We start from the raw sequence: 25720 nt of genomic DNA on the forward strand, positions 1-25720 counted from the left end.
TGTGGTGGCCACCATTGGTACGGTTACCGACAATATCGATACGACCTTTGTTGCGGGTGCAATGGCGAATATCGTCGTCAGTATTATTGACGATAATGCACTGGCAAATGGTGCAGATACCAATATTGTCGAAGCCTTTGTGACTGACCGTTTCGGTAATGGCGTGGCGAATCAAAGCCTAATATTTGGTACCAATGGGGCGTCCATTGTGGGTCCATCAACAGTAACGACCAATTTTGATGGCCGTGTTAGAGCGAGTGCTACGCATACTGTGGCAGGGAGCAGTAATACGGTGGTTGCAATGAGTGGCACTCATCAAGGCTATACCAGAGTAACCTTTGTTGCCGATGCTTCGACAGCCCAGCTTAAGCTAACGTCGTTCTTGGATAACCAGCTTGCGAATGGTAAAGCCGGTAACATTGCACAAGCGTTGGTTACCGATGCTTATGACAACCCATTAGCTAATCAATCCGTTAGCTTTACTCTCGATAACGGGGCAGTCATGGAGTCTTGGGGCGATGCCAGTAGCGCCTCTGGGATTGTCTTGATGAGATTCAACAATACGCTTGCAGGTATGACAACGGTGACGGCAACGCTCGACTCTACCGGGCAAACTGAAACCCTCGAGACGCATTTTGTGGCTGGAAAAGCGGCATCGATTGTACTGACGATGACGAAAGATAATGCCGTAGCTAACAGTATCGATACCAACGAAGTCCAGGTGTTAGTGACGGATGTAGACGGTAACGCGATCAACGGCGCGGTGGTCAACCTCTCGTCTAACAGTGGCATGAGCATTACACCAACCTCGGTAACGACAGGCAGCGATGGTACGGCGACGGCGACCTTGACGCATACCCTGGCAGGGAGCCTCCCGATCAATGCGCGGATCGATCAGGTGAGTAAAACGATTAATGCCACCTTTATCGCCGATGCTTCGACTGCGCAGATTATTGCGAATGACATGTTCATCATCGCTAACAATCAAGTTGCTAATGGGGAGGCTGTTAACGCGATTCAGGCGAGAGTCACTGATAGCTATGGCAACCCTATTAAGGATCAAACGGTTGAATTCGTGCTGAGTAATAATGGCACTATTAAATATAAGCTGGATGTGACTACAGCTGAAGGTGGCGTTATGGTGACATTCACTAATACTCTGGCGGGTATTACCAATGTGACTGCGACCGTGGTATCCAGTGGCAGTAGCCGAAATATTGATACCACCTTTATTGCCGATGTGACGACGGCACACATTGCTGCAAGTGACTTGATGGTTATTGTTGATAATGCGGTCGCCAATAACTCGGATGAAAATGAGGTCCATGCGCGGGTCACCGATGCGACGGGCAACGTGTTATCGGGCCAGACGGTTATCTTCACCTCTGGCAACGGTGCCGCTATCACGACAGTAAATGGTATCAGTGATGGCGATGGTCTGACCAAAGCCACCTTAACCCATACTTTGGCGGGTACCAGTGTGGTGACTGCAAAGGTCGGTAACCGGGTGCAGAGCAAAGATACGACCTTTATTGCGGATAGCACCACCGCGACCATTAGAGCCTCAGACCTGACCATTACCCGGAACAATGCGCTAGCTGATGGGGTTGCTACTAATGCCGCTCGTATGATTGTTACTGATGCCAATGGGAACCCGGTGCCGAGTATGTTTGTGGGTTATACCTCGGATAATGGCGCACTACTGACACCAGCATCAGGGACGACGGATAGTAGTGGGACGTTTAGCACCACCTTTACACATACGACAGCGGGTATCAGTAAGGTGACTGCGGCGATCGTAACGATGGGGATAAGCCAAGCTAAAGACGCCGTCTTTATTGCAGACAGATCCACTGCCCGTGTGTCGGCGTTAACCGTTGAGAAAAATGATTCGCTTGCCAACAATAGTGATAGAAATATCGTGCAGGCACACATTCAGGATGCTAATGGCAACGTGATTACGGGAATGAATGTGAACTTTAGTGCCACGGAGAATGTGACATTGACCGCAAACACTGTCACAACGAATGATCAGGGGTATGCAGAAAATACCTTAAGGCATAACGTTCCTGTTACCAGTGCGGTGACTGCAACGGTCGCTACTGATCTGGTGGGTCTCACAGAGGATGTCCGATTTGTTGCCGGCGACGGTGCCCGAATCGAGCTATTCAGGCTGAATGATGGGGCGGTGGCCGATGGCATCCAAACTAACAGGGTTGAAGCCAGGGTCTATGATGTCTCTGATCACCTGGTGCCGAATAGCAATGTGGTGTTCAGTGCAAGTAATGGTGGGCAATTAGTGCAGGAAGATGTGCAGACCGATGCTTCGGGTAGTGCCTATGTTACGGTCAGCAATACTACGGCAGGCGTAACCAGAGTGTCAGTAACCGCAGATGGTGTATCAGCCTCAACCACGACGACCTTTATCGCCGATAGGGATACGGCCACATTGGTCACGGACCGCTTTTTGATCACTAATGATAATGCGGTAGCGAATGGGGTTGTAGAAAATAGAGTGTTACTGCAACTCGTGGATGCCAATGATAATCCGGTTTCTGGGGTCGAAGTTAACTTTAGTGCCACTAATGGTGCGTCAATCAATGCATCAGCCATCACTAATAACAATGGGTTTGCTATCGGTACACTGACAAACACCCTCTCAGGGCCAAGTGACGTTACGGTAACATTGGTGACGGCAGGGGGGACTGAGAGCTTGACGGTCACACCTCAGTTTATTGCCGATAAAAATACCGCCCATATTGCTACAGGTGATTTTGTCATTATCGATGATGGCGCTGTGGCCAATAGAGTGGCCTACAATGAAGTCCGGGCCAGAGTGACTGACGATCTGGGGAACGCTATTGCTGGCTACAGCGTTATTTTCGCATCACAAAATGGCGCGACCATCACCACCAGTGGTATTACTGGTGCCGATGGGTGGGCTAGCGCGAAGCTGACCCATACTAAAGCTGGGGAGAGTGGGATCTCAGCGCGAGTCGCGCGGCCTATGACGACGGTGCACACGCTGAGGCCGTACTTTATTGCGGATGTGAGCACGGCAACGTTAAAACTTCTTAATTTCAACTCTATGCCGGTAATTGCCGATGGGGTGACGCAATTCTTCGTGCTAGGACAGGTTTTTGATGCCAACCAAAACCCCGTAGGGGGGCAGCAGGTGGCCTTTAGTGCAACAAATGAGGTGACCCTAATTGAGAATAATGGGTCGATCAGTGCTCCAGAGGGTGGTGTGCTCTTATCTGTCACGAGTACTCAGGCTGGGGTTCACCCTATTACGGGGACCTTGGTATCGAATAACTATACGGACACACTTGGTGCCGTATTTATCGCGAACGAAAAGACCGCTCAATTGTCCACCTTAATCGTCGTCGATAACAATGCACTGGCAGATGGTGTTGCACGTAACCAGGTACGGGCGCATGTTGTCGATGGGGTGGGCAACCCAGTGGCTGATATGGCGGTGACATTTACCGCTAACCATGGTGCGCAACTGAGTCATGTGACGGTACTAACTAATGATAACGGGGATGCCGTCAATACGCTGACCAACAGTTTGGCAGGTGTTACGGTTGTGACGGCCAAACTGGGGACGGCAGGAACGCCTCTGACGGTTGACACGGTCTTCACTGCCGGGCCACTGGCGGCAATGATACTGGTGACAACGGTCGATAATGCCTTTGCGGATAACAGTGCTACCAATACGGTACAGGCGACGCTTAAAGATGTCACCGGGAACCCAATCGTTGGGGAAGTGGTGGCCTTTGTGGCAAGTAATGGGGCGACTATCACTGCCATCGATGGTGGGGTAAGCAATGCCAACGGTATTGTCTTGGCAACCTTAACCAATGGAGCTGCTGGGGTTAGTACTGTCACGGCGACGATAGAGACATTAACGGCGACAACAGACACTACCTTTATTGTCATGAAGAATCTGGATGTAACCGTCGGTGATACAACGTTTGACGGGGATGCTGGGTTCCCAACCACCGGTTTTGTGGGGGCAACCTTTAAGGTCAATTCGGGTGGAGATAATAGCCTCTATGACTGGAGCAGTAGTGCCCCAGCACTGGTATCGGTCAGCGGTGATGGTGTAGTGACATTTAATGCGGTATTCCCGACGGGTACACCGGCAATTACCATCTCTGCCACCCCGAAAGGTGGTGGTAGCCCACTCTCGTATAGCTTTAGAGTTAACCAGTGGTTTATCAATAATAGTGGCGCTACGTTAGATAGAGTCAGCGCAATAGCACATTGTGAGAATGTGGGCTACGTGATGCCAATCTCTACTCAGGTCACCAATGCGGTGACCTGGATGTCAGGCACGCGGGCTATTGGTAACTTGTGGTCAGAATGGGGTGACTTCAGTGCCTATACTGTGCCGGGCTGGGTGCCTGCTGAGTTCTTCTGGCTCAGTAATAATCATGACGCTACTGCGGCTCTGGCTATTGGCCTGGCAGCGGGTACGCTGACGACGATGGGTGATATGACGGTCGCAACCCATGTGATGTGTACCCGGTCACTCTAGTGTGAGGGGGATAACGTTGCGTGAGGGATAATATTGTGTAAGGGATAGCGTTGTGTAAGGAATAATAGTAATGCCAGAGGTGGGTTATACTCTGGCATTACTTTTTGTAGGGTTTTCTAATCGTCAAAAGATATGCCGCCTTTGACGATACCATCTCTCGAAATGAAACCGTCTTACAGCTCACTCACGGTAATAAACGGTAACTTAATAATGATACGGGTAAAGACTTCCGCTTTACTGACGACGGTGATGCCATATTCATTGCCATAGCGCGCTTTAATCCGCCGATCAACCAAACTCATTCCCAGACCATCGCCATCCGGCTGCGGCTGATATAAACCGGCGTTATCTTCGACTGCCAATACCAACGTGTTGTCATCCAATTTGCCGCGCAACGTGACCCGCCCGTTACTGAACATCTGTGAGATACCATGCTTGATTGCATTTTCTACCACGGGTTGCAGGGAGAACGCGGGTAAGCGTGCCTCCATCAGCTCATTCGGCAGTGAGACCGTGACAGTCAGACGATCAGCAAAGCGTGCCTTCTCTATTTCAAGATACGCATTCACATGCTCTATCTCATCACTTAACGTGACCACGTCGTGGCTGCGTTTCAGGTTTTTGCGGAAAAATGTTGATAAAGAAAGCACCAACTTGCGGGCATGATCTGGATTACGGCGGATCACCACTGACAGGGTATTGAGCGCATTAAACAAAAAGTGCGGGTTGACCTGCGCATGGAGAAGCTTGATTTCAGATTGCGCCAGTAATTGTTTTTGTTGTTCAAATTCACCCGCCAAAATTTGCGCTGACAATAAGTGCGCAATACCCTCGCCTAGGGTGCGGTTAATGCTGGAAAATAATTTACTTTTTGGCTCATACAGCTTGATACTGCCGATCACCCGGTGCTCCTCGCCCCGCAAAGGGATAACCAGTGTTGAGCCCAGCTTACAGGTGGGTGAAATTGAGCAGGTATAAGGTACGGCATTGCCATCGGCATACACCACCTGATTGAGTTCAATCGCGCGGTGGGTATGGCAGGAGGTGATAGCACCGCCCACCTGATGGTGATCGGAACCGCTACCGATAAAGGCTAGCAACTTTTCGCGATCGGTAATGGCTACCGCACCCACGCCCAACTCCTCATACAAGATACGCGCCACCCGCATACTGTTTTGCTGGTCAAAGCCATGGCGCAGTAGCCCCTCCGCCCGCGCAGCAATTTGTAGCGCCTTGGCAGAAAATGCGGTGGTATATTTTTCGAAAATGGCCCGGCGATCTAATAGGATACGCATAAACATGGCGGCACCAATGGTATTGGTGATCATCATCGGCAAGGCAATATTTTCAACCAATTCGACAGCTTCACTGAAGGGGCGGGCGACGGCCAGAATAATCATCATTTGCAGCACTTCGGCTACCAGTGTAATACCTGCCACGACTAGCGGTTGAAACAGTAAATCGAGGCGGTTTTTACGTGTCAGATAAAGGTGGAGAAGGCCACCCAATAATCCTTCCGCAACGGTTGATAACATACAGGCCGTTGCAGTCATCCCCCCCATTGAATAGCGATGCAGCCCTCCGGTTAGCCCCACCAGGAACCCAACCGATGGTCCCCCTAACATTCCACCCAAGACCGCGCCAATAGCGCGGGTATTGGCGATAGAGTCATCAATGTGCAGACCAAAGTAGGTGCCCATAATGCAAAACATGGAAAAGGTGAGGTAGCACACCAGTTTATGGGGCAACCTGATAGTGACTTGCATCAAGGGGATAAAAAGCGGTGTTTTACTCAGCAGATAGGCAATAACCAAATACACACACATCTGTTGTAAAAGGGAAAAAATCAGTTCTGTTTGGCTAATGCCCATGTTGGATGACCACTGTAATGACTTTTGGAGGGAGTGATTTTGGGTATCGTTATTTCTATGACTAGCGGCTATTGTATCCAGATTTTGCGCCAGAGACGTTAATCCCCCCCTTTTTAATGAAAAAAGCCTGCGATAGCCCAATACCGTACCAGCGGCTTATTTTATGTTTTTCATCTGGCAGCTAGCTCGACTTTCCCTTGCTAAAGAATCGGTTACGTCACTCTGGTTTTTCTTACACCGCTCATACTCTATTTCTTGATTTATTGGTATGAGAAAAAACTTCATGAACCCTAAGCCGATTTTTTAGCCCCCTTTGACTATGCTTGTAGTTTGAGTTAAAAAAATGTGATGGCTGGGCTTTACTGCGATAAAAACGGACTAAGGCCCTAAATCCATGTATTGACCTTAGCCACGCGTTATACATCAAACGGATTGCATGACTGGAAAGGTCTACTTTGGACTTTATGGTCCATGGGCTGGCGTCAATCATGCTATTAATCAAAGGGAGAATGTATGTCACTACTTCCCGATCGTCAGGTGATTAATCAGCTTATTTCCGGCCATTATGGCGATCCCTTCTCCATTTTGGGCATGCATGAAACCACGCAGGGGTTGCAGATTTGTGCGTTGCTGCCAGATGCCCGAGAAGTCTGGCTGGTGGAGACAGAGAGCGGGCGGCGGATAGCACAATTAACTCTCGAAGATCCCCGTGGTTTTTTTATTGCACAGCTGACTCGTCGTAAGAAATCCTTCCGCTACCAATTCGCCGTTACCTGGCAAGAAAGCCCACAAATTATCGAAGATCCCTACCGATTCGGTCCCTTATTACAGGATATTGATAGCTGGTTATTGGCTGAAGGCACCCATTTACGCCCTTATGAACGTTTGGGTGCGCATTTAATAAGCCTTGATGGTGTACCGGGTGTCAGTTTTACGGTTTGGGCACCGAATGCCCAGCGGGTATCCGTGGTGGGGGAATTTAACTTTTGGGACGGCCGCCGCCATCCGATGCGCTTACGGCGTGAAAATGGCATTTGGGAGCTATTTCTGCCCGGAGTAGACGCCGGACAGTTGTATAAGTTTGAGATCATTGATTGCCATGGCCAGGTGCGTCTAAAAGCAGACCCTTACGCTTTTGAAGCACAGATGCGACCAGAAACCGCCTCATTAGTTAGTCCGATACCCGATGTAGTGAAGAGTACCGCCGCGCGGCGAAAAGCCAATGATTTATGTTCGCCGGTGTCTATCTATGAAGTGCATCTCGGTTCTTGGCGTCGGCATACCGACAATAATTTCTGGTTGAGTTACCGCGAATTGGCGGATCAACTGGTCGAATACGTTAAATATATGGGTTTTACCCATGTCGAGTTGTTGCCGATTAATGAACATCCATTTGACGGTAGCTGGGGTTACCAGCCGCTAGGATTATATGCACCGACCCGCCGTTACGGCACCCCAGAAGATTTCAAAGCGTTCGTCGCCAAATTCCACCAGGCAGGAATTAACGTGATCCTTGATTGGGTCCCCGGCCATTTTCCCAGTGATGAGCATGGATTATCGACCTTCGATGGCACCGCCTTGTATGAATATGCTGATCCGCGCGAAGGGTACCATCAGGACTGGAATACCCTGATCTATAACTATGGGCGTAATGAAGTCCGTAACTATCTGGCGGGCAATGCATTCTACTGGATGGAGCGTTTTGGTATTGATGCGTTGCGTATCGATGCGGTGGCCTCAATGATTTACCGCGATTATAGCCGTGCTGAAGGGCAGTGGGTGCCTAACTATTATGGCGGCCGGGAAAATTTGGAGGCTATCGCTTTCTTGCGTTACACCAATCAGACCATTGGTGTTGAACGCCCCGGCAGCGTGACCATGGCGGAGGAGTCCACCGACTTTCCTGGTGTGACATTACCGCCTGATACCGGTGGCCTGGGTTTCAACTATAAATGGAACATGGGTTGGATGCATGACACGCTGAATTATATGCAATGTGATCCTGTTCACCGCAAATACCACCACAATTTGATGACATTTGGTATGTTATACGCTTATACCGAGAACTTTATCTTACCGCTCTCCCACGATGAAGTGGTCCACGGCAAGCGCTCGATACTTGATCGTATGCCGGGTGATGCCTGGCAGAAATTTGCCAACCTACGTGCTTATTACGCATTTATGTGGGCGCATCCCGGTAAAAAACTGCTGTTTATGGGCTGTGAATTTGCGCAGGGGCGTGAGTGGAATTTCGATACCAGTCTGGATTGGCACCTGCTGGACGATGAAAACGGTTGGCATTCCGGTGTGCAGCGTCTGGTTCGTGACCTTAACCATTGCTATCGCCAGTATGCGCCGTTGTATGAATGGGATTATCAACCCGCTGGTTTTGAATGGTTGGTGGTTGATGACCACGAAAATTCGGTATTCGCCTTCCTGCGCCGTGATGCTGAGGGGCACGAACTGATTGCTATCAGTAATTTCACCCCGGTTCCACGTTATCACTACCGTGTGGGTATTCCACAAGGTGGCCACTACCGTGAAGTGCTGAATTCTGACTCGGCATTTTACTGCGGGAGTAACCTCGGTAATCAGGGGGGCATTGATAGCTATCATGTGAGAAGCCACAACCACGAACATTCGTTGTTACTCACATTGCCACCGCTGGCGACGATTTACCTGCTGCGGGAGTACTAGGATGACGGTATTAACCCATGGTTCACCCACACCTTCTGGTGCCTACTTTGATGGAGCGGGCATTAATTTCACGCTATTTTCAGCCCATGCTGAACAGGTGACGCTGTGTCTGTTTGATGAGCAGGGGCAAGAGCGGCAGATAGCCATGCCCGCTCGTACCGGTGACATCTGGCATGGCTATCTCCCCGGTGGCAAGCCGGGGCAACGCTATGGTTACCGGGTCAGCGGGCCTTTCGACCCCAGTCGAGGCCACCGTTTTAACCCACATAAGTTGTTGATAGACCCCCGAACTCGTGCGCTAGAAGGCAAGGTCGGTGATGATCCCCGTTTTACCGGTGGTGTTAACCAGCCCGATGTACGCGACAGTGCGGCGGCGTTACCTAAATGTATTGTGATACATGAGGAATATGACTGGCAGGGGGATAAACCGCCTGCCATTCCTTGGGGTAATACCGTGATTTATGAAGCCCATGTCCGTGGCTTAACTCAATTACATCCTGATATTCCGCCAGAGCTGCGCGGTACCTATGCCGCTTTGGCACACCCTGCTCTGATTGAGCATCTCAAAACATTGGGGATTACCACACTAGAACTGCTGCCAGTGCAATTTCATATTGATGAACCCCGGCTACAGAAAATGGGGCTGAGCAATTACTGGGGCTATAACGTGTTAGCGCCCTTTGCGGTGGATCCAGATTACGCCTCGGGCCGCGAGGGCATATCACCGCTGAGAGAATTTCGGGATGCGGTTAAAGCCCTGCATAGCGCGGGCATTGAAGTCATTATAGATGTGGTGTTTAACCACAGCGCTGAGTTGGATGTCTTCGGCCCGACCTTGTGTCAGCGCGGTATCGATAATGCCAGCTACTACTGGCTTACCCCCGGTGGTGAATATGACAACATCACGGGCTGCGGTAATGCACTGCGCCTCAGTCATCCTTATGTCACACAGTGGGTTATTGATTGTCTACATCATTGGCGCGATAGCTGCCATGTGGACGGCTTTCGTTTTGACTTAGGCACGGTACTGGGCCGCACGCCGGCGTTCGATCAACACGCGCCTTTATTTGCCGCATTGGCTGCCGATGAGCGGCTCAGTGCCTGCAAATTGATTGCAGAACCTTGGGATATCGGCCTGGGCGGTTATCAACTGGGGAACTTCCCCACCGGTTTTAGCGAATGGAATGACCAGTACCGCGATGCCATACGTGGTTTCTGGCTACGAGGGGATGTGCCGCGCGGTACCTTTGCCCAGCACTTTGCTGCTTCAAGCCACCCGTTTGAACGGCGAGGGCGCTTACCTTCTGCCAGCATTAATCAAATTACTGCCCATGATGGTTTCACCTTGCTGGATTTACTGTGTTTTAACCAAAAACATAACCAAATGAATGGCGAAGAAAATCGTGATGGCAGTGATAACAACCATAGCAATAATTTTGGTCGAGAAGGCTTGGTGGCTGACGCTGCTATTTGGCAACGGCGTAAAGCCTGCCAGCGGGCGCTACTAACCACCTTATTACTCTCGCAGGGAACGCCGATGTTACTGGCTGGTGACGAACAGGGCCACAGCCAGCAAGGCAACAACAATGCATATTGTCAGAACAACATCCTCACCTGGCTCGATTGGGGCAGTGCAGATCGTGCATTAATGACGTTTACCGCTGATCTTATCCGGTTGCGCCAGCAAATCCCGGCTCTGACTCAGGACCAATGGTGGCGGAGCGGTGATGGTAATGTGCAATGGTTGGATAGTCAGGGACAGGCGCTGAGTGATGCTGCCTGGGAGCAAGGCTGCCAGCAGCAACTACAGATTTTATTATCTCAGCGCTGGTTGGTGCTCATCAATGCCACCGATCAGGCGTGCGAAATGCACTTACCTGAAGGGAAATGGGAGGGGATACCTCCCTTTGGGTCGTCAGACCATGCGGAGCCATTAACCACATGGCGCGGTTCCGCGCATACCATTTGTGTGCTCGTACAGAAATATTAAGGAGCTTTTATGGTGAGGTTTGAAAGTAAAGATTCATTGATGTTGGCCAGACAATTACCCAATAAAACCGTGGCATTAATTCTGGCGGGGGGCCGTGGCTCACGATTGAAAGATTTGACCGCCACCCGCGCCAAACCAGCAGTCCATTTTGGCGGCAAATTCCGCATTATTGATTTTGCACTCTCCAACTGCCTGAATTCAGGGATTCGTCGTATTGGTGTGATAACACAGTATCAGTCCCATACCTTGGTTCAGCATATTCAACGTGGCTGGTCATTTCTCAATGAAGAAATGAACGAGTTTGTTGACCTACTGCCCGCTCAACAGCGCTTGAGCACAGAGCAATGGTACAAAGGCACTGCGGATGCGGTTTGTCAGAATATGGATATTATCCGCCGCTATGACGCAGAATATATCGTTATTCTGGCTGGGGATCATATCTATAAGATGGATTATTCTCGCATGTTGCTCGACCACGTAGAAAAAGGGGCTGAATGTACCGTCGCCTGTATCCCGGTGCCAATTAGTGAAGGTAGTGAGTTTGGTGTCATGGAGGTTACCGCGGATTATCAGATAACCGCGTTCTATGAAAAGCCCACCAGCCCGCCTCCTATACCGGGTGATCCGAGCAAAGCATTGGCTAGCATGGGGATCTATATCTTCAATGCTGACTACCTCTTTAAGTTACTCGAAGAGGACAAAAATACCCCAGATTCCAGCCATGACTTCGGTAAAGACATCATCCCGCAACTCACTGCAAAAAAAGCCGTTTGGGCACATCCGTTTGATCTCTCTTGTGTCACCTCCAATGCTGAATTACCGCCTTATTGGCGCGATGTCGGGACATTGGACGCCTACTGGCGGGCTAATCTCGATTTGGCGTCAGTGACACCAGAGCTGGATATGTATGATCGTGCCTGGCCAATCCGCACCCATATGGAGCCGTTGCCACCGGCCAAGTTTGTCCAAGACCGATCTGGTAGCCATGGCATGACGATGAATTCACTGGTCTCTGGCGGATGTATTGTTTCAGGTTCAGTGGTGGTGCATTCGGTGTTGTTCCCTCGGGTGCGGGTGAATTCGTTCTGTACTATTGATTCTTCACTACTGCTACCTGATGTCCATGTGGGGCGATCTTGTCGTTTACGTCGCTGCATTATTGACCGTGCCTGTCACATTCCTGAGGGAATGGTGATTGGCGAAAACGCTGATGAAGACAGCGCCCGTTTCTACCGTTCAGAGGGTGGGGTGGTGTTAGTGACCCGGGATATGCTGGCAAAGTTAGAAGAAAAGTTAGAGGCAAAATAGAGCCATTAGGTTTTCTATTTGTCAGGTTGGACTTATTGATCAAACTGGGCTTATTGATCGGATTAGCTTTGTTTATCAAATTAGCACCGATACAGGCCAGTCATTAGGGTGAAGGAAAGCGGCTAACACCACTGCAACTTCAGGTCAGAAGGGTATAAAAGAGCAGGAGTGATGATGAGGGTCTTACATGTATGTTCTGAACTGTTCCCTTTACTAAAAACCGGCGGGCTGGCTGATGTTATCGGTGCTTTACCCGCAGCTCAGCTTGCCGAGGGGGCTGATGTGCGGATCATCTTGCCCGCCTTCCCGGATTTGCGTAGAGGGATCCCTGAGACCGTACTGGTCAGGGAGATTGACACTTTTGCGGGGCGGGTAGCATTACGTTATGGCCATTATCGGGGGATTGGCATTTATCTGATTGATGCGCCAGCGCTTTATGATCGTGCGGGTAGCCCTTATCACGATGCTTCTTTATATGCCTATAGCGATAACTATCAACGCTTTGCCTTGCTGGGATGGATGGCGTGCGAGCTGGCCTGTGGGCTGGATGGTTACTGGCGTCCAGAGGTTGTCCATGCCCATGATTGGCACGCGGGATTAACCTGTGCTTATCTGGCCGCACGTGGGCGGCCTGCACGATCGGTGTTTACCGTCCATAATTTGGCTTATCAGGGGCTATTTTCTGCACATCACTTATCTGAATTACAACTGCCTGCTGAGTTTTTCCAGATCTATGGGCTGGAGTTTTACGGGCAGATCTCTTACCTGAAAGCCGGGTTGTTCTTTGCTGACCATGTCACGACCGTCAGCCCGACCTATGCAAAAGAGATCACTCAGCCCGCTTTTGGTTATGGCATGGAGGGGTTGCTACAAGCGTTGGCGCGTCAGGGCCGGTTGACGGGGATCCTGAACGGGGTCGATAGTGATATTTGGGATCCACAGAGTGATACCTTGCTGCCTACCCGTTATGACGCGGAGGACCTACAAGCGAAGGCCATCAATAAAACACATTTGCAAACGGCTATGGGTTTGCAACTGACGGAAAATAAACCTATTTTTTCTGTAGTCAGTCGATTGACCGCCCAGAAAGGGTTGGATCTGGTACTGGAAGCACTGCCCGAATTACTGGCGCTAGGGGGGCAGTTGGTCGTCTTGGGGAGCGGAGATGCCACGCTGCAAGAGGCCTTTCTAGCCGCGGCAGCAGAGCATTCTGGTCAGGTTGGGGTACAAATAGGTTATCACGAGGCATTCTCTCATCGAATTATTGCCGGGTCGGATGTCATTCTGGTACCCAGCCGCTTTGAACCCTGTGGGTTAACGCAGTTGTATGGATTGAAATATGGCACGTTGCCGCTGGTGCGTCATACCGGTGGGCTGGCTGATACCGTGGTGGATTGCGCGTTGGAAAATCTGGCTGACGGCAGCGCTTCGGGGTTTGTATTCAATGAATGTGAGGCGCAAGCCTTAGTAAAGGCGATACGCCGTGCCTTCGTACTGTGGAGCAGGCCAAAACATTGGCGTCACGTCCAGCGCCATGCGATGAGGCTCGATTTTGGTTGGCAACTTGCCGCCGTAGATTATTTGTCACTTTATCGACGTCTGTAATTGTTGAAGCGGATAGTCGTTAAAACTGGTAATCCTTAGCGCTCGTCATTGTCGACTCGTTATAGCCATTAAACTTGGGAAAAACGTTATGACATCACCGTTTAGCTATACCTCACCCGTTGTCAGTGTGGATGCACTGAAACACTCTATTGCCTATAAGCTAATGTTTATTGTTGGCAAAGATCCCACCATTGCAACGCAGTACGATTGGTTGAATGCGACTCTATTTGCGGTACGTGATCGTATGGTTGAACGTTGGTTACGTTCTAATCGCGCTCAACTATCACAGGACGTTCGGCAGGTTTATTATCTATCGATGGAGTTTTTACTGGGCAGAACATTATCTAACGCGCTGTTATCAATGGGAATTTATGATGAGATCGAGCAGGCGTTGGATGAGATGGGCCTCAGTTTGTCAGAGTTATTGGAGGAGGAGAACGATCCCGGTTTAGGTAATGGTGGTTTAGGCCGTCTGGCGGCGTGTTTCCTCGATTCATTGGCCACCCTCGCGCTACCGGGGCGGGGTTACGGCATTCGTTATGAATATGGCATGTTCAGCCAGAAAATTGTTAACGGCCAACAGATGGAGTCGCCGGATAATTGGTTGGAATATGGCAATGCATGGGAGTTTCCACGGCACAACACCCGCTATAAAGTCCGGTTCGGTGGCCGTATTCAGCAAGAAGGCAGCAAAATTCGCTGGTTAGAAACCGAAGAAATCCTCGCGTGTGCGTATGATCAAATTATTCCTGGTTTTGATACTGATGCCACCAATACATTACGTTTATGGTCTGCGCAGGCCAGTAATGAAATTAATCTGGGCAAATTTAATCAAGGCGATTACTTTGCCGCAGTTGAAGATAAAAACCATTCAGAAAATGTCTCACGGGTCCTATACCCCGATGATTCCACCTATTCCGGGCGTGAATTACGCTTGCGGCAAGAGTACTTTTTAGTCTCAGCGACGGTGCAGGATATTCTGAACCGCCATTGGGCGATGCATCAGACATTCAATAACTTAGCCGATAAAATTGCTATTCATCTGAATGATACGCACCCGGTACTTTCCATCCCTGAAATGATGCGTCTACTGATCGACGAGCATAAATTTACCTGGATGGACGCATGGGATGTGGTGCAGCAAGTGTTTTCCTACACCAACCATACGTTGATGAGTGAGGCGCTGGAGACCTGGCCTGTCGATATGATCGGTAAGATTTTGCCACGCCATCTGCAAATCATCTTTGATATCAATGATCATTTCCTCAAGCTGGTGGAGGAACAATATCCTGACGACAAAGAGCTGCTCTCAAGAGTATCGGTCATTGACGAAAACAACGGCCGACGGATACGAATGGCCTGGCTGGCGGTGATTGCCAGCCACAAAGTGAACGGCGTTTCTGCGTTACATTCTGAGCTGATGGTGCAATCGTTGTTTGCTGATTTTGCCCGTATCTTCCCTAATCGTTTCTGCAACAAAACCAATGGCGTGACACCACGGCGCTGGTTGGGGTTAGCCAACCGGCCCTTGGCGGCAGTGCTGGATGACAGTATTGGCCACACCTGGCGTACTGACCTGAGCCAACTTAGCGAGCTGGAAAAGAACCTTGATTACCCCAGTTTCTTACTGGCCTTACAAAAGGCCAAGCTGGAAAACAAAAAGCGGCTGGCGGGTTATATCGCTGAAAAACTCAATATCGTGGTCAATCCGGCAGCGTTGTTTGACGTACAAATTAAACGTATTCACGAGTACAAGCGGCAATTGCTGAATGTGTTACATGTGATAACGCGTTATAACCGCATTATTGACGCGCCTGACGATAACTGGGTGCCTCGGGTGGTGATTTTTGCCGGTAAAGCCGCCTCGGCTTATTATAATGCCAAGCAAATTATTCACCTGATCAACGATGTAGCGAAGGTTATCAACAACGATCCGCGGATCAATAACTTATTGAAAGTGGTCTTTATTCCTAACTACAGCGTGAGTTTGGCGCAGTTGATCATTCCGGCGGCAGACTTATCCGAACAGATCTCGTTGGCGGGTACGGAAGCGTCGGGAACCAGTAATATGAAGTTTGCGCTAAACGGAGCGCTAACCATTGGGACATTAGACGGTGCCAATGTGGAGATCCGCGAGCATGTCGGTGAAGAGAACATCTTTATCTTCGGGAATACGACTGAGCAGGTTGAAGCATTGCGTAACAGCGGTTATAACCCACGGAAATATTACGACGAGGACCCTGAGTTACATCAGGTACTGACACAGATAGCGACAGGCACGTTCAGCCCGGAAGAGCCTTATCGCTATACCAACCTGTTTGATTCGCTGGTCAATCTGGGGGATCACTACCAGCTATTGGCGGATTATCGCAGCTATGTGGACACTCAAGAGCAAGTCGATACGCTGTATCGCCATCGGGATGAATGGTCGCGTAAAACCTTACTGAATATTGCCAATATGGGTTATTTCTCTTCAGACCGGACGATTGAGGAGTATGCCGATGAGATTTGGCATATTAAGCCTGTCCGGCTGTAGTGTGCGGTAATGGCATGTTCAACTGCCAGAGCTGCCATAAAAAACCCTCTTCGCCGTTATCCGATGAAGAGGGTTTTTCAATTTCTTGAGGTACTTGAATAACGCTATGCAGCTCAGAAATGTAAAAATTAACGAATATTAAACTTTGTTATTAAGAAACCAGCGGTAGCGCCTGTTGTTTTTCAGTGTGCGTATCAGCCAGCCACTGGGCTACCCGCTGTTTCTCTTCATCGCTGAGGGCCATGCCTAATTTGGTACGGCGCCAGATAGCATCATCCAGCTCAACAACCCACTCGTTCTCAACCAAATAGCGCAATTCGGCCTCATACAAGCCGTGACCAAAGTGCTCGCCCAAGCTTTCAAGACTGGTCGCGTTGGCTAAAATTATCTCGCTGTGGCTACCATAGGTACGGGTATAGCGGCGGGCCAGCCCTTCCGGCAACCAGTTATAGCGGTGGCGCAACTGCACGGTATAGCTATCGCGGCTACCGCCAATATCCCCACCGGGCAAGGCACCGGTTTTAGTCCACGCCGGGCCGACATTCGGGTAGTACGCTGACAGTTTTTCCAGCGCATGTTCTGCCAATTTACGGTACGTGGTGAGTTTACCGCCGAAGACCGACAGGAGTGGTGCCTGACCCGCTTCATCGGCCACATCTAACGTGTAATCGCGGGTAACGGCTTGCGGTGAATCTGATTCATCGTCGCATAGCGGGCGCACACCAGAGTAGGTCCAGACGATATCATCACGGCCCAACTGCTTTTTAAAGTGGTCGTTATAGACTTTTAGCAGATAAGCAATTTCCTGATCGTCAATTTTCACCTCTTTTGGATCGCCGTGATATTCCACGTCGGTAGTACCGATGATGGAATAGTCATCTAACCAAGGGATCACGAAGACGATACGGTGATCTTCATTTTGCAGAATATACGCCTGCGGTTGGTTATGAACTCGAGGCACCACAATGTGGCTGCCTTTAATCAGGCGGATGCCATAAGGTGATTTGAGCTTTAGGCCATCGTCGAAGAACTGTTTAACCCAAGGGCCAGTGGCATTCACTAGGCCTTTAGCACGCCAGGTGAAGGTTTTGCCGGTATTGACATCAAGGGCTTCAACCATCCATAGGCCTTGTTCACGCCATGCGCGGGTTACTTTGGTACGGGTACGGACTTCACCGCCGCGTTTGACCACTTCCTGCGCATTCAGTACCACCAGGCGGGCATCATCCACCCAACAGTCAGAATATTCGAAACCGCGCACCAACTCGGGTTTTAACACAGATTCCGGGCCGAAACGCAGCCCTTTACTGGCTGGCAGGCTGGTACGTTTGCCCAAATGATCATACAAGAACAAGCCGGTGCGGATCATCCATGCCGGGCGTAGATGAGGCTGGTGGGGCAGGCGGAAGCGCATAGGGAATGCGATATGCGGTGCCAGTCTCAGTAACACTTCACGCTCGGCCAAGGCTTCGCTTACCAAGCGAAATTCATAATGTTCCAGATAGCGCAAGCCACCATGGATAAGTTTGGAACTGGCGGAAGACGTAGCACAGGCCAAGTCTTGCGCTTCTAGCAGCAGTACTGACAGGCCACGCCCTGCAGCGTCCGCAGCGATACCGGCCCCGTTAATACCGCCACCGATCACGATCAAGTCTTTGGTTTCCATGTTACCTTCCTCTGAATGTTCGAAACAGCGCTTTAATGTTCGTTTTCGCTCACGATTGTAATCAAAAACCAACAAATAAGCCAAGAGTTAACCGAAGAAAAACATTTATGCGTGATAGAGGTAACATTTTTGTTATTGATATGTAGTATGGATTAGTGATTAGGTTCGGGGAGTGATGATTCAGTGATCAGCTAAGGTGCTGGTGATCGGTTTGGTTGCTAGAGCTTCACGGCTCACTTAATCTTCGATGAACCAACGGCCAAAGGGTGTAGGCTGCACTGAACCTCAAAATTTGGATACCTGATTTTTACTGCCTTTCTGCCTGAGTCCGGTATTCTGCCGGGCTCATTCCAGCAGTTTTCATCATGAATACACTACTTTTTTGGGGGTAGGGGACTACATATTTGTAGGAAAATTTTGAATATCTTATGAATGAAGTAAATATCATTGCATTGGACAAGGGTAAATAGAAGATTATCGGTCTTTATAAATATTCATTTCTGGTTATCCCTTGGTCAGCCTAGAGTAGATTTTCGGTAAGATAAGGAAAATTGGAAGCTGTTTACCACGAAAAAGGAATTTATTATGTCAGAAACCGCCAAATCAACCCCGCCTGCGTTATGTTTTCCCTACAGGGCATTTAGAACCCAAAAACGTATGGATGATTACGCTGCCGATGATATGCGTTGCGGGGATTTAAGTGAAACACAGCTAAAAACAGATTTTAATTTGCATAAGATTTCCAGCAAGGTTAGCCCGTACACGCTAACGTTGTTCAATCAGCTAAAACCCATGTCTTATGGTTATGCTTATGATAAGAATCCCAAAAGTGAAAAAATAACACGACAGGAATGTATCAAGATCCTCTTCGATTAATTTAGCAAAGAATCACGAAACTTCGCTTTTTACGGCCCTTATAAGCATCTGATTGAAAAAATGATCAACCATATGCAGAGCAGCAACGGCACGCCGTTTCGGGATATGTCTTTAGATGCAGCATTAAAAGAGCAAATATTAAATGACCGTACATTTAACAGTACGCGTTTGCTATTAGAGAAAGTATTTAATAAACATATAGACTGGGATAATAAATATTATCCAGCAGCAGAAAAGGACAGACTAACAGATGCTATTTCTAGCGGAAGACTTCCAAAATTTGACAGATTTCAGGATAAGTTTAATGGAATGGGAATTACAGTGCACGATACATGGGCCTCTGATATCACGATAAAATCACTACAGATTGATAATCATCGCTATCGCGCGATAGTGCATTACAAAATACAGGATCATTTCGGGCTGGATAATGATGATATTAAGAATTCTAAGTTTAACGGGTTTAATTTCTTCCGTATATGGTTTGTTCTCCAACGATTCAACCAGTTTAGTTTCAAGCCATTTATGACCAATATGGAAGCCACCGTAGAGATTGCCGGGAGCCGCAATGAAAGTAAAAATTCTGACTGATAACGAGATAACATTAGAGTTTAAGTCGGTGGGATGGAATGAAAACTATTAAACATATCCTCATTATATTTGTCACCTTAGGCGTTATTGGGTTTGTTTTTGTATATTTTATTGCTGCAGGGGTTAATGAAAAAAGCGTATACACTCAGGATGATTTTATAAAATATCACATGCTTACTGATCGTGATATTGAAAAAATACCGAAGATTACCCGTGATTATTATTTTGAGTATCAACCAAGGGACGGTTATAACCCATCAAGTACAATAATATTTAATCATACGCTCGATGCTAGCCCTTTAAAAAATTATCTCAGCAGTCTTGGGTATGAACGCCAAAAGCCAAATTTTGGTGATAGTGAAGTGTGGTTACTACCAAGCGAAACGACACAATCCACTTTCTATCTCTGGGTGGATAAGGCGCACAATCAAATTCGGTTAACAAAAGAATGACACCGATAAATTTTTTTGTACCCTCTCTCTCCTTGTTGATGTCCAAAGCACATTTGAGCAGCCGATTGACGCCAGACCATTATCTTTAGACTTTTAGTAACTTTTTGATTTTGAATTGGCTATTGACGTCCAAAGCACATTTGAGCAGCCGAGTGAAGAATGAAGGTAGGACGCGAGGCATGGATGCCGAGCGAGGGCCGCTTGAGCAGGAAGCGAATCGGCCCGGTCCGTCAGCGAAATGATGAATCGAGGGACCCCACACAGTGGGCAAGCGATAGTGCGAAAGGGGGCCACGCTTATGGCCCCCTTGGCGGTTGGTTCATCGGAGGCCAGGTAAGCCGTAAAGCCATAACAACCGAACCCGCTCACCGACTCAAATCACCGAACCCGATCACCGAACCCGATTACCAGATCCAAACCACCAAGATCAAACCCAAACGCTAACAAAGCTCCAATTGAACCTCATGCTGCTCAATGATTTTCATCACACTGGCTGGTGGCTGTTGATCGGTAAACAGATAATTGATCAGATTCATGTTCCCCAAATTCACCATCGCGTTACGGCCAAATTTAGAATGGTCGGTTACCAACATCACACAACGGGAGTTCTCAATAATCGCTCGCTTGGTGCGCACTTCATGGTAATCAAACTCCAGTAATGAACCGTCCATATCGATACCACTAATACCGAGGATGCCGTAATCAAGACGGAATTGAGAAATAAAATCCAGGGTCGCTTCGCCAATAATCCCACCATCGCGGGTACGAACTTCGCCCCCCGCCAGAATAAGACGAAAATCTTCTTTGGCAGTTAGCAAAGTGGCAACGTTTAGATTGTTGGTGACCACTCGCAGACCTTTATGATTCATCAGGGCATGAGCGACCGCTTCTGGTGTGGTGCCAATATCAATAAATAGCGTGGCGCCATCCGGGATCTGGCTAGCAACGCGTTGGGCAATCCGCGCCTTTTCTTCCGACCACATCACTTTACGATCGTTATAGGCCGCGTTGACCGAACTGGACGGTAGCGCCGCCCCACCATGATGACGATGAATTTTGTTTTGATCGGCCAGCTCATTTAAGTCACGCCGAATGGTTTGCGGGCTAACGGCAAAATGTTCCACTAACTCTTCAGTGCTGACATAACCTTGTAGGCGTACCAGCTCAATAATCGCATCATGCCGCTGCGTTTGCTTCACAATAATCCCCTAATGCGCCTGGTTGGCCCAGGCAGTTATTGTACGGTTCTCGCGCTGTTGCGCGTATCCCAAAATGCCATCAGTAGCCCAATAATCAAACCAGAAACATGAGCTGCATTGGCAATCGACAAGCCTAAAATATCGAAATACCCGGCTATCAGCCAGAGCACAGAAAAAGCCATCAAGCCACGGGGCAGTGAGATACCACGCTCGGGTGCGCGTTCACCGGTCAGCCAGACATAGCCCATTAAGGCGTAAACCACACCTGATAGGCCACCAAAGTTGGCACCGCTGAAGAGTGATTGCCCCCAGCCACTGAAGACGGCTGAGACGATAGTTAATACCAGCAATTTGCTGGTGCCAAGCCGTTTTTCCATCTGCCCGCCCAGATACCACCACCACATCAGGTTAAACAGGATGTGCAGCAGTGAAAAGTGCAGGAAGGCATGGCTGACCCAACGCCAGATTTGTAGATACTGGCTGCTGTTATAGGGCCATGCCAGCCAGGACATTACCGCCATATCCCCCGCCATGAGCATCAGAATATAGATGGCAATACACAACACCATCACGCTTAGAGTTAACGGCCCAGCCTGGCTGCGTAATGTTTGGAGGTAAGAAAAACGCTGATAGGGCAGATTTGAATTCACATTTCCGGCTTGCCAACTGGCGGCCTGATAGCGTGGGTTAAGTGGATCCAGTAGAAATTGCTCCAACTCATGTTGGACGGCAGAAAGTTGCTCATCATCGGCCAACCAGATTTCAGCGCCTTGAGCGTCTGGCCGGATTTCTAATGCCACATGATGGGTGGCCATATAATCCACAAAGGCCTGCGCCAGACGTAGGTTAGAGATTACTATCACTCGAGTCATATTATTTTATTTACCGTCTAACGAGATTCGCTGGCTATATCTTGCGGATAGCTTCTGGCCCAGGCTTCAAAACCGCCATCAATACTGTAAACCACATCAAAGCCTTGTTGCAGTAAGTATTGAGCGGCACCTTTGCTGCTATTACCGTGATAGCACATCACCATCACCGGTTGATCAAAATCCGTTTGCTGCATAAAAGTGTGCAGGCTGCCGTTGGTCAGATGGAAAGCGCCCGGTGCATGACCGGCTTCGTAACTTTGTGGATCGCGGATATCGACCAATGCTGTTTTACCCTCTTTCCAGCGGAGATAAGCCTGCTCAACACTGATTGCTTCAAATTGTTCCATACTGCTGATGACCCTTAATGACGATTGAATACGCAAGAGCGCCATTGTAATCAATTTATTGCCAATAAAGACCCATGAAATAAAGTGGTTATTAATCGGTTGCCAGCCTTTCAGAGAGGCCTCAGCGACGAATAAGAGATTACTGTTTACCAGAATGACACATTATCATTGATAAAAAGTTGTCTTGGTAAACCGTATCGTGGATAAATTATTCTCAGGGCGATTTATCAGCCATCTCTGGTTTTATACAAGAATGGTCTTATTTTAATCGACTGATTGTTAAACTTATTTAAACTGTCGTCTGATGCGGGCCACCATCTAATGGTCATGTCATAAAACACGTGACCATAAAACACGTGTGCGCCCGTTAGACATATCCCATCATCTGCAATAAACGTTGGGCTTGTTGTACGGCTTCCTGCCGGTGAGCGACGCCCAATTTTTGATACAAATTACGGATATGCGTTTTTATCGTGGTGGCTGCAACATCCAGTTCATTGGCTATCTGGTCATTACTGTAGCCAGAATAAATCAGTCCCAATACTTGCCACTCCCGTTGTGTTAATGGGCTGGTCCGGATGAGTTCGGGGACGTGTGGATGAGTGAGCAATTTATCAACAAATATTTCGTCGAAATGCGCGAATTTATGCCGGTGGTGCTGGTTAATATCCTTCAGAATACGCTGCGCTCGGTATTGTTCCAGTTCAGGTAAGGCATTGAGTTGGATCAGTTGGCGCAGTTGTTGCGCCATGGCTTCGCCCTCAATCACAAAATGGCTGATAAAACCGGTACGGTTGGCTAAGGTCAGTGATTCAATCAGCGCTTTCTGTGCCTCACCTTTGCGTTCTGTCTGCCAATAAAGCGTATTGCTTAACAGCAGGTTGCGGTTTAAGTCACTGGTCAGCCGTAAGCGGCGAGCATTCTCATTGAGTTCATCTAAGACCACTTCAGCCTCATCAAAACGGCCCAGTACTATCTGTACTCTGGCAATATTGCGCCACTGGCCCTGCAAAAAGTGGTTATCCGCCATGCCCGGTTTTTCTGTCTGGCGTAACCAGTTTGCAGCGGCCACCTTATCCCCGGTCATCTGCCAATGGATCACCCGTGGTTTATCCGCATTGGTTATCCAATCAAGGTGATACTGGCTACCATGTTGCAGGGTTTCACAGCGCTGAATATACACGTTGGCGTTATCCAGATCGCCACGGGCCAGTGAACACTTCGCCAGCATCGCCAGACACTGTAATTGTTGTTGTGGCTGATAGTTAGCCAGAATATCTATCCCCTTACGGGCCGCTTCTTCTGCCTCATCCAGCCGTGACCATGACCATAATACCTGGGAGCGGATCCGCAGCAGGAACTCATGCATTGGCAGTTGCTCCAGATGCTGTTCACGTATTAATTCGAATGCCTTCTCTTGGGTCTCATAAGCGGCTTGCAGGAACCCCTGAGCAATCAGGATTTCACTTTGTTGCAGTAATGCCCATAAGGCGTAGTGATAGGCTTCGTGGCGACGGGCCATTTGTTCGGTTTGTTGCATCATCGGCAGTGCGCGGGCCAGTTCCCCTTTACAGTGATGGACTTCACCGGTCACGGAGGTGGCGACAATTCGGCTGTAATAGTGCGCCATTGGCAGATATTTCAGCGCATCGGTCGCCAATTTTTCAGCTTCATCTGGCTTACCCGCGTTGATAGCCACCTGAGCGCGCAACGCATCAAACTCAGCGCGTAAGATTTCATCAATCGGGATCTTACGTTCTTGCATGGCTAATTCTGCCTGCTCAATCAGAGTATTCACTTCACTGTAGCGGTGCTGACTTTGTGCCAGCCAGGCTTGTAGTAAGGCCAGTTCCGGGTTCTGGACTAAGAGCGGATACGGTAGGGCAGTCAGGCACTGTTCCAACAACGCCAATTCGCTGTGGTGAAATAACGACCAGGCATGTTGTAGCAAGATATCGCGTAGCATGCCGACGTCACCGGCTGCTAAGGCGTGGTGGATAGCCTCCGCCGGATAGCCAAGTGCCATCCAGCCCTCTGCCGCCGCGTGATGTAATTCCGGCAGCTCCAAGGCTAATTCCCACTGGCAACGCTGGCGTAGGAAGGTGGCAAATAAGGGATGGAAACAGAACCATTCAGCACTGTCATCCATACGATGAATAAACAAACCCTGGCGTTCCAGCTCTTCCAACAGTTGTTGCCCATTGTCTTCACCGGTCAGGCGAACAATTAGGGCATCGTTCATCGAGCGTAATACAGAGCAGCGTAGTAGAAAAGCACGGGCCTTACTATCGACCTGATCCAGTACTTCATCGACCAGATAATCCGACAGATGGCTGGCATTTAGCCCAGCCAGGCGCTTAGCCGATTTTTGTGCTGAGGAATTGGGTTGACGTGATGACAGGGCAATCAGTTGTAGTGCGGTCACCCAACCTTCGACTTCATCACACAGGCGGCTACTGTCACCTTGCTCCAGTGGCGAAGACAGGCGACATTCGAAGAATTGCTGGGCTTCTTGATGATTGAACGCCAGTTGCTGCATCCCCAGTTCCAGCAGTTGATCACGCACTCGCAGGTTAGCAATACCCAGCGATGGCAAGGTCCGGGAGAGTATGATCAGCGTCAGGTTTTCCGGCTGGTGGCGCAAGAAAAAACGCATCGCTTCATGGATAGCATCATTGGTAATCAGATGATAGTCATCGATGACCAGATAAAGCGGGCCGTCCCAATTGGACAGCTCAATAAATAATTGCGAGAACAACGCCGAGAGATTGGCATATTGATGTTTTTGGCTGAGTGCTTCACTTTTGCTGCAATGCCCGCCAGTCGCTAACTGTACGGCCGCGATCAGATAGGTGGCAAAGCGTTCTGGTTGGTTATCGCTTTCATCCAGAGAATACCAACCGAGGTTGGATTGGTCAGCTGCCCACTGGGCGATGAGTGTTGTTTTACCGTACCCTGCCGGACAGTTAATTAACGTCAGCCGATAGTTAGCGACACTGGATAATTTAACCAGCAGGCGGTCACGTACTACGGTATTTTGCAGCCGTACCGGGCGGCTCAGTTTGGATGGAATCAGCATTCTGTGTCCGCTGGAAAAGATATTTGGTTAGAAAAATCCCCAAGGGTTAACGTATCAATATGTCGGAAAAAGTGACAGGCATTCATAA

Annotated in this window: 13 protein-coding genes and 2 pseudogenes; 9 read left to right on the forward strand and 6 right to left on the reverse strand. The window is 49.1% G+C overall.

The window, feature by feature from the left end; genetic code table 11:
• The coding region (locus tag AC971_RS10575) for a beta strand repeat-containing protein (protein ID WP_048677598.1) at positions 1-4543 on the forward strand (4543 nt) is incomplete at its 5' end.
• Positions 4544-4716: 173 nt separating this feature from the next.
• On the opposite strand, the gene AC971_RS10580 is transcribed toward AC971_RS10575, so the two are convergent.
• The gene (locus AC971_RS10580) at positions 4717-6414 is read right to left on the reverse strand and encodes a sensor histidine kinase (protein WP_025381821.1); all 1698 of its coding nucleotides are present in this window, start codon (positions 6412-6414) and stop codon (positions 4717-4719) included.
• Positions 6415-6927: 513 nt separating this feature from the next.
• On the opposite strand from AC971_RS10580, the gene glgB reads away from it, so the two are divergent.
• The 5 genes from glgB (at position 6928) to glgP (ending at position 16550) form a co-directional block, all read left to right on the forward strand.
• Positions 6928-9111, forward strand: a complete 2184-nt coding sequence (glgB, locus tag AC971_RS10585; RefSeq protein WP_025381820.1) for a 1,4-alpha-glucan branching protein GlgB — start codon at positions 6928-6930, stop codon at positions 9109-9111.
• Between the two features lies 1 nt (position 9112).
• Positions 9113-11101: a glycogen debranching protein GlgX gene (gene glgX, locus AC971_RS10590; protein ID WP_025381819.1), complete on the forward strand. Its 1989-nt coding sequence runs from the start codon at positions 9113-9115 to the stop codon at positions 11099-11101.
• Between the two features lie 9 nt (positions 11102-11110).
• Entirely contained in the window at positions 11111-12409 is a 1299-nt protein-coding gene (gene glgC / locus AC971_RS10595) for a glucose-1-phosphate adenylyltransferase (protein ID WP_025381818.1), read from the forward strand.
• Positions 12410-12583: 174 nt separating this feature from the next.
• Positions 12584-14014, forward strand: coding sequence for a glycogen synthase GlgA (gene glgA, locus AC971_RS10600; RefSeq protein ID WP_025381817.1), 1431 nt, complete (start codon positions 12584-12586; stop codon positions 14012-14014).
• A gap of 88 nt (positions 14015-14102) precedes the next feature.
• The gene (glgP, locus tag AC971_RS10605; protein WP_025381816.1) at positions 14103-16550 is read left to right on the forward strand and encodes a glycogen phosphorylase; all 2448 of its coding nucleotides are present in this window, start codon (positions 14103-14105) and stop codon (positions 16548-16550) included.
• Between the two features lie 151 nt (positions 16551-16701).
• Here the strand turns inward: glgP and glpD are convergent, their stop codons facing one another.
• Positions 16702-18216 (reverse strand): glycerol-3-phosphate dehydrogenase, encoded by a 1515-nt coding sequence (gene glpD / locus AC971_RS10610; RefSeq protein ID WP_025381815.1) that lies wholly within the window; start codon positions 18214-18216, stop codon positions 16702-16704.
• 585 nt (positions 18217-18801) lie between these two features.
• Between glpD and AC971_RS25145 the strand changes: the two are divergent.
• The 3 genes and pseudogenes from AC971_RS25145 (at position 18802) to AC971_RS24675 (ending at position 20579) form a co-directional block, all read left to right on the forward strand.
• Positions 18802-19683, forward strand: a pseudogene (locus tag AC971_RS25145) (YPO3983 family protein).
• A 170-nt stretch (positions 19684-19853) separates the two neighbouring features.
• A pseudogene (locus AC971_RS10625) lies at positions 19854-20124 on the forward strand (hypothetical protein).
• Between the two features lie 170 nt (positions 20125-20294).
• Complete coding sequence (locus AC971_RS24675; protein WP_197090729.1) at positions 20295-20579, forward strand: hypothetical protein; 285 nt, start codon at positions 20295-20297, stop codon at positions 20577-20579.
• On the opposite strand, the gene AC971_RS10630 is transcribed toward AC971_RS24675, so the two are convergent.
• The 4 genes from AC971_RS10630 to malT all read right to left on the reverse strand — a co-directional run bounded on the left by AC971_RS10630 (position 20576) and on the right by malT (position 25632).
• On the reverse strand, positions 20576-21334 hold the full coding sequence (locus tag AC971_RS10630; RefSeq protein ID WP_025381813.1) for a DeoR/GlpR family transcriptional regulator: 759 nt from the start codon (positions 21332-21334) through the stop codon (positions 20576-20578). The genes AC971_RS24675 and AC971_RS10630 overlap by 4 nt on opposite strands.
• Positions 21335-21369: 35 nt before the next feature.
• The gene (glpG, locus tag AC971_RS10635; protein WP_025381812.1) at positions 21370-22206 is read right to left on the reverse strand and encodes a rhomboid family intramembrane serine protease GlpG; all 837 of its coding nucleotides are present in this window, start codon (positions 22204-22206) and stop codon (positions 21370-21372) included.
• 17 nt (positions 22207-22223) lie between these two features.
• A complete protein-coding gene (gene glpE, locus AC971_RS10640) occupies positions 22224-22553 on the reverse strand; it encodes a thiosulfate sulfurtransferase GlpE (protein WP_025381811.1) in 330 nt (109 codons plus the stop codon).
• A gap of 367 nt (positions 22554-22920) precedes the next feature.
• A complete protein-coding gene (gene malT / locus AC971_RS10645) occupies positions 22921-25632 on the reverse strand; it encodes an HTH-type transcriptional regulator MalT (protein WP_025381810.1) in 2712 nt (903 codons plus the stop codon).
• Positions 25633-25720 lie beyond the last annotated feature (88 nt).

Source organism: Yersinia similis (genome assembly GCF_001053095.1).
Taxonomy (GTDB): Bacteria; Pseudomonadota; Gammaproteobacteria; order Enterobacterales; family Enterobacteriaceae; genus Yersinia; species Yersinia similis.

Bases quoted from the DNA above. Each gene is read 5' to 3' on its own strand.
- glgB (WP_025381820.1), top strand. From the start codon at position 6,928: ATGTCACTACTTCCCGATCGTCAGGTGATTAATCAGCTTATTTCCGGC.
- AC971_RS24675 (WP_197090729.1), top strand. From the start codon at position 20,295: ATGAAGGTAGGACGCGAGGCATGGATGCCGAGCGAGGGCCGCTTGAGC.
- glpG (WP_025381812.1), bottom strand. From the start codon at position 22,206: ATGACTCGAGTGATAGTAATCTCTAACCTACGTCTGGCGCAGGCCTTT.
- glgP (WP_025381816.1), top strand. From the start codon at position 14,103: ATGACATCACCGTTTAGCTATACCTCACCCGTTGTCAGTGTGGATGCA.
- AC971_RS10580 (WP_025381821.1), bottom strand. From the start codon at position 6,414: ATGGGCATTAGCCAAACAGAACTGATTTTTTCCCTTTTACAACAGATG.
- malT (WP_025381810.1), bottom strand. From the start codon at position 25,632: ATGCTGATTCCATCCAAACTGAGCCGCCCGGTACGGCTGCAAAATACC.
- glgA (WP_025381817.1), top strand. From the start codon at position 12,584: ATGAGGGTCTTACATGTATGTTCTGAACTGTTCCCTTTACTAAAAACC.
- glgC (WP_025381818.1), top strand. From the start codon at position 11,111: ATGGTGAGGTTTGAAAGTAAAGATTCATTGATGTTGGCCAGACAATTA.
- glpE (WP_025381811.1), bottom strand. From the start codon at position 22,553: ATGGAACAATTTGAAGCAATCAGTGTTGAGCAGGCTTATCTCCGCTGG.
- glgX (WP_025381819.1), top strand. From the start codon at position 9,113: ATGACGGTATTAACCCATGGTTCACCCACACCTTCTGGTGCCTACTTT.
- glpD (WP_025381815.1), bottom strand. From the start codon at position 18,216: ATGGAAACCAAAGACTTGATCGTGATCGGTGGCGGTATTAACGGGGCC.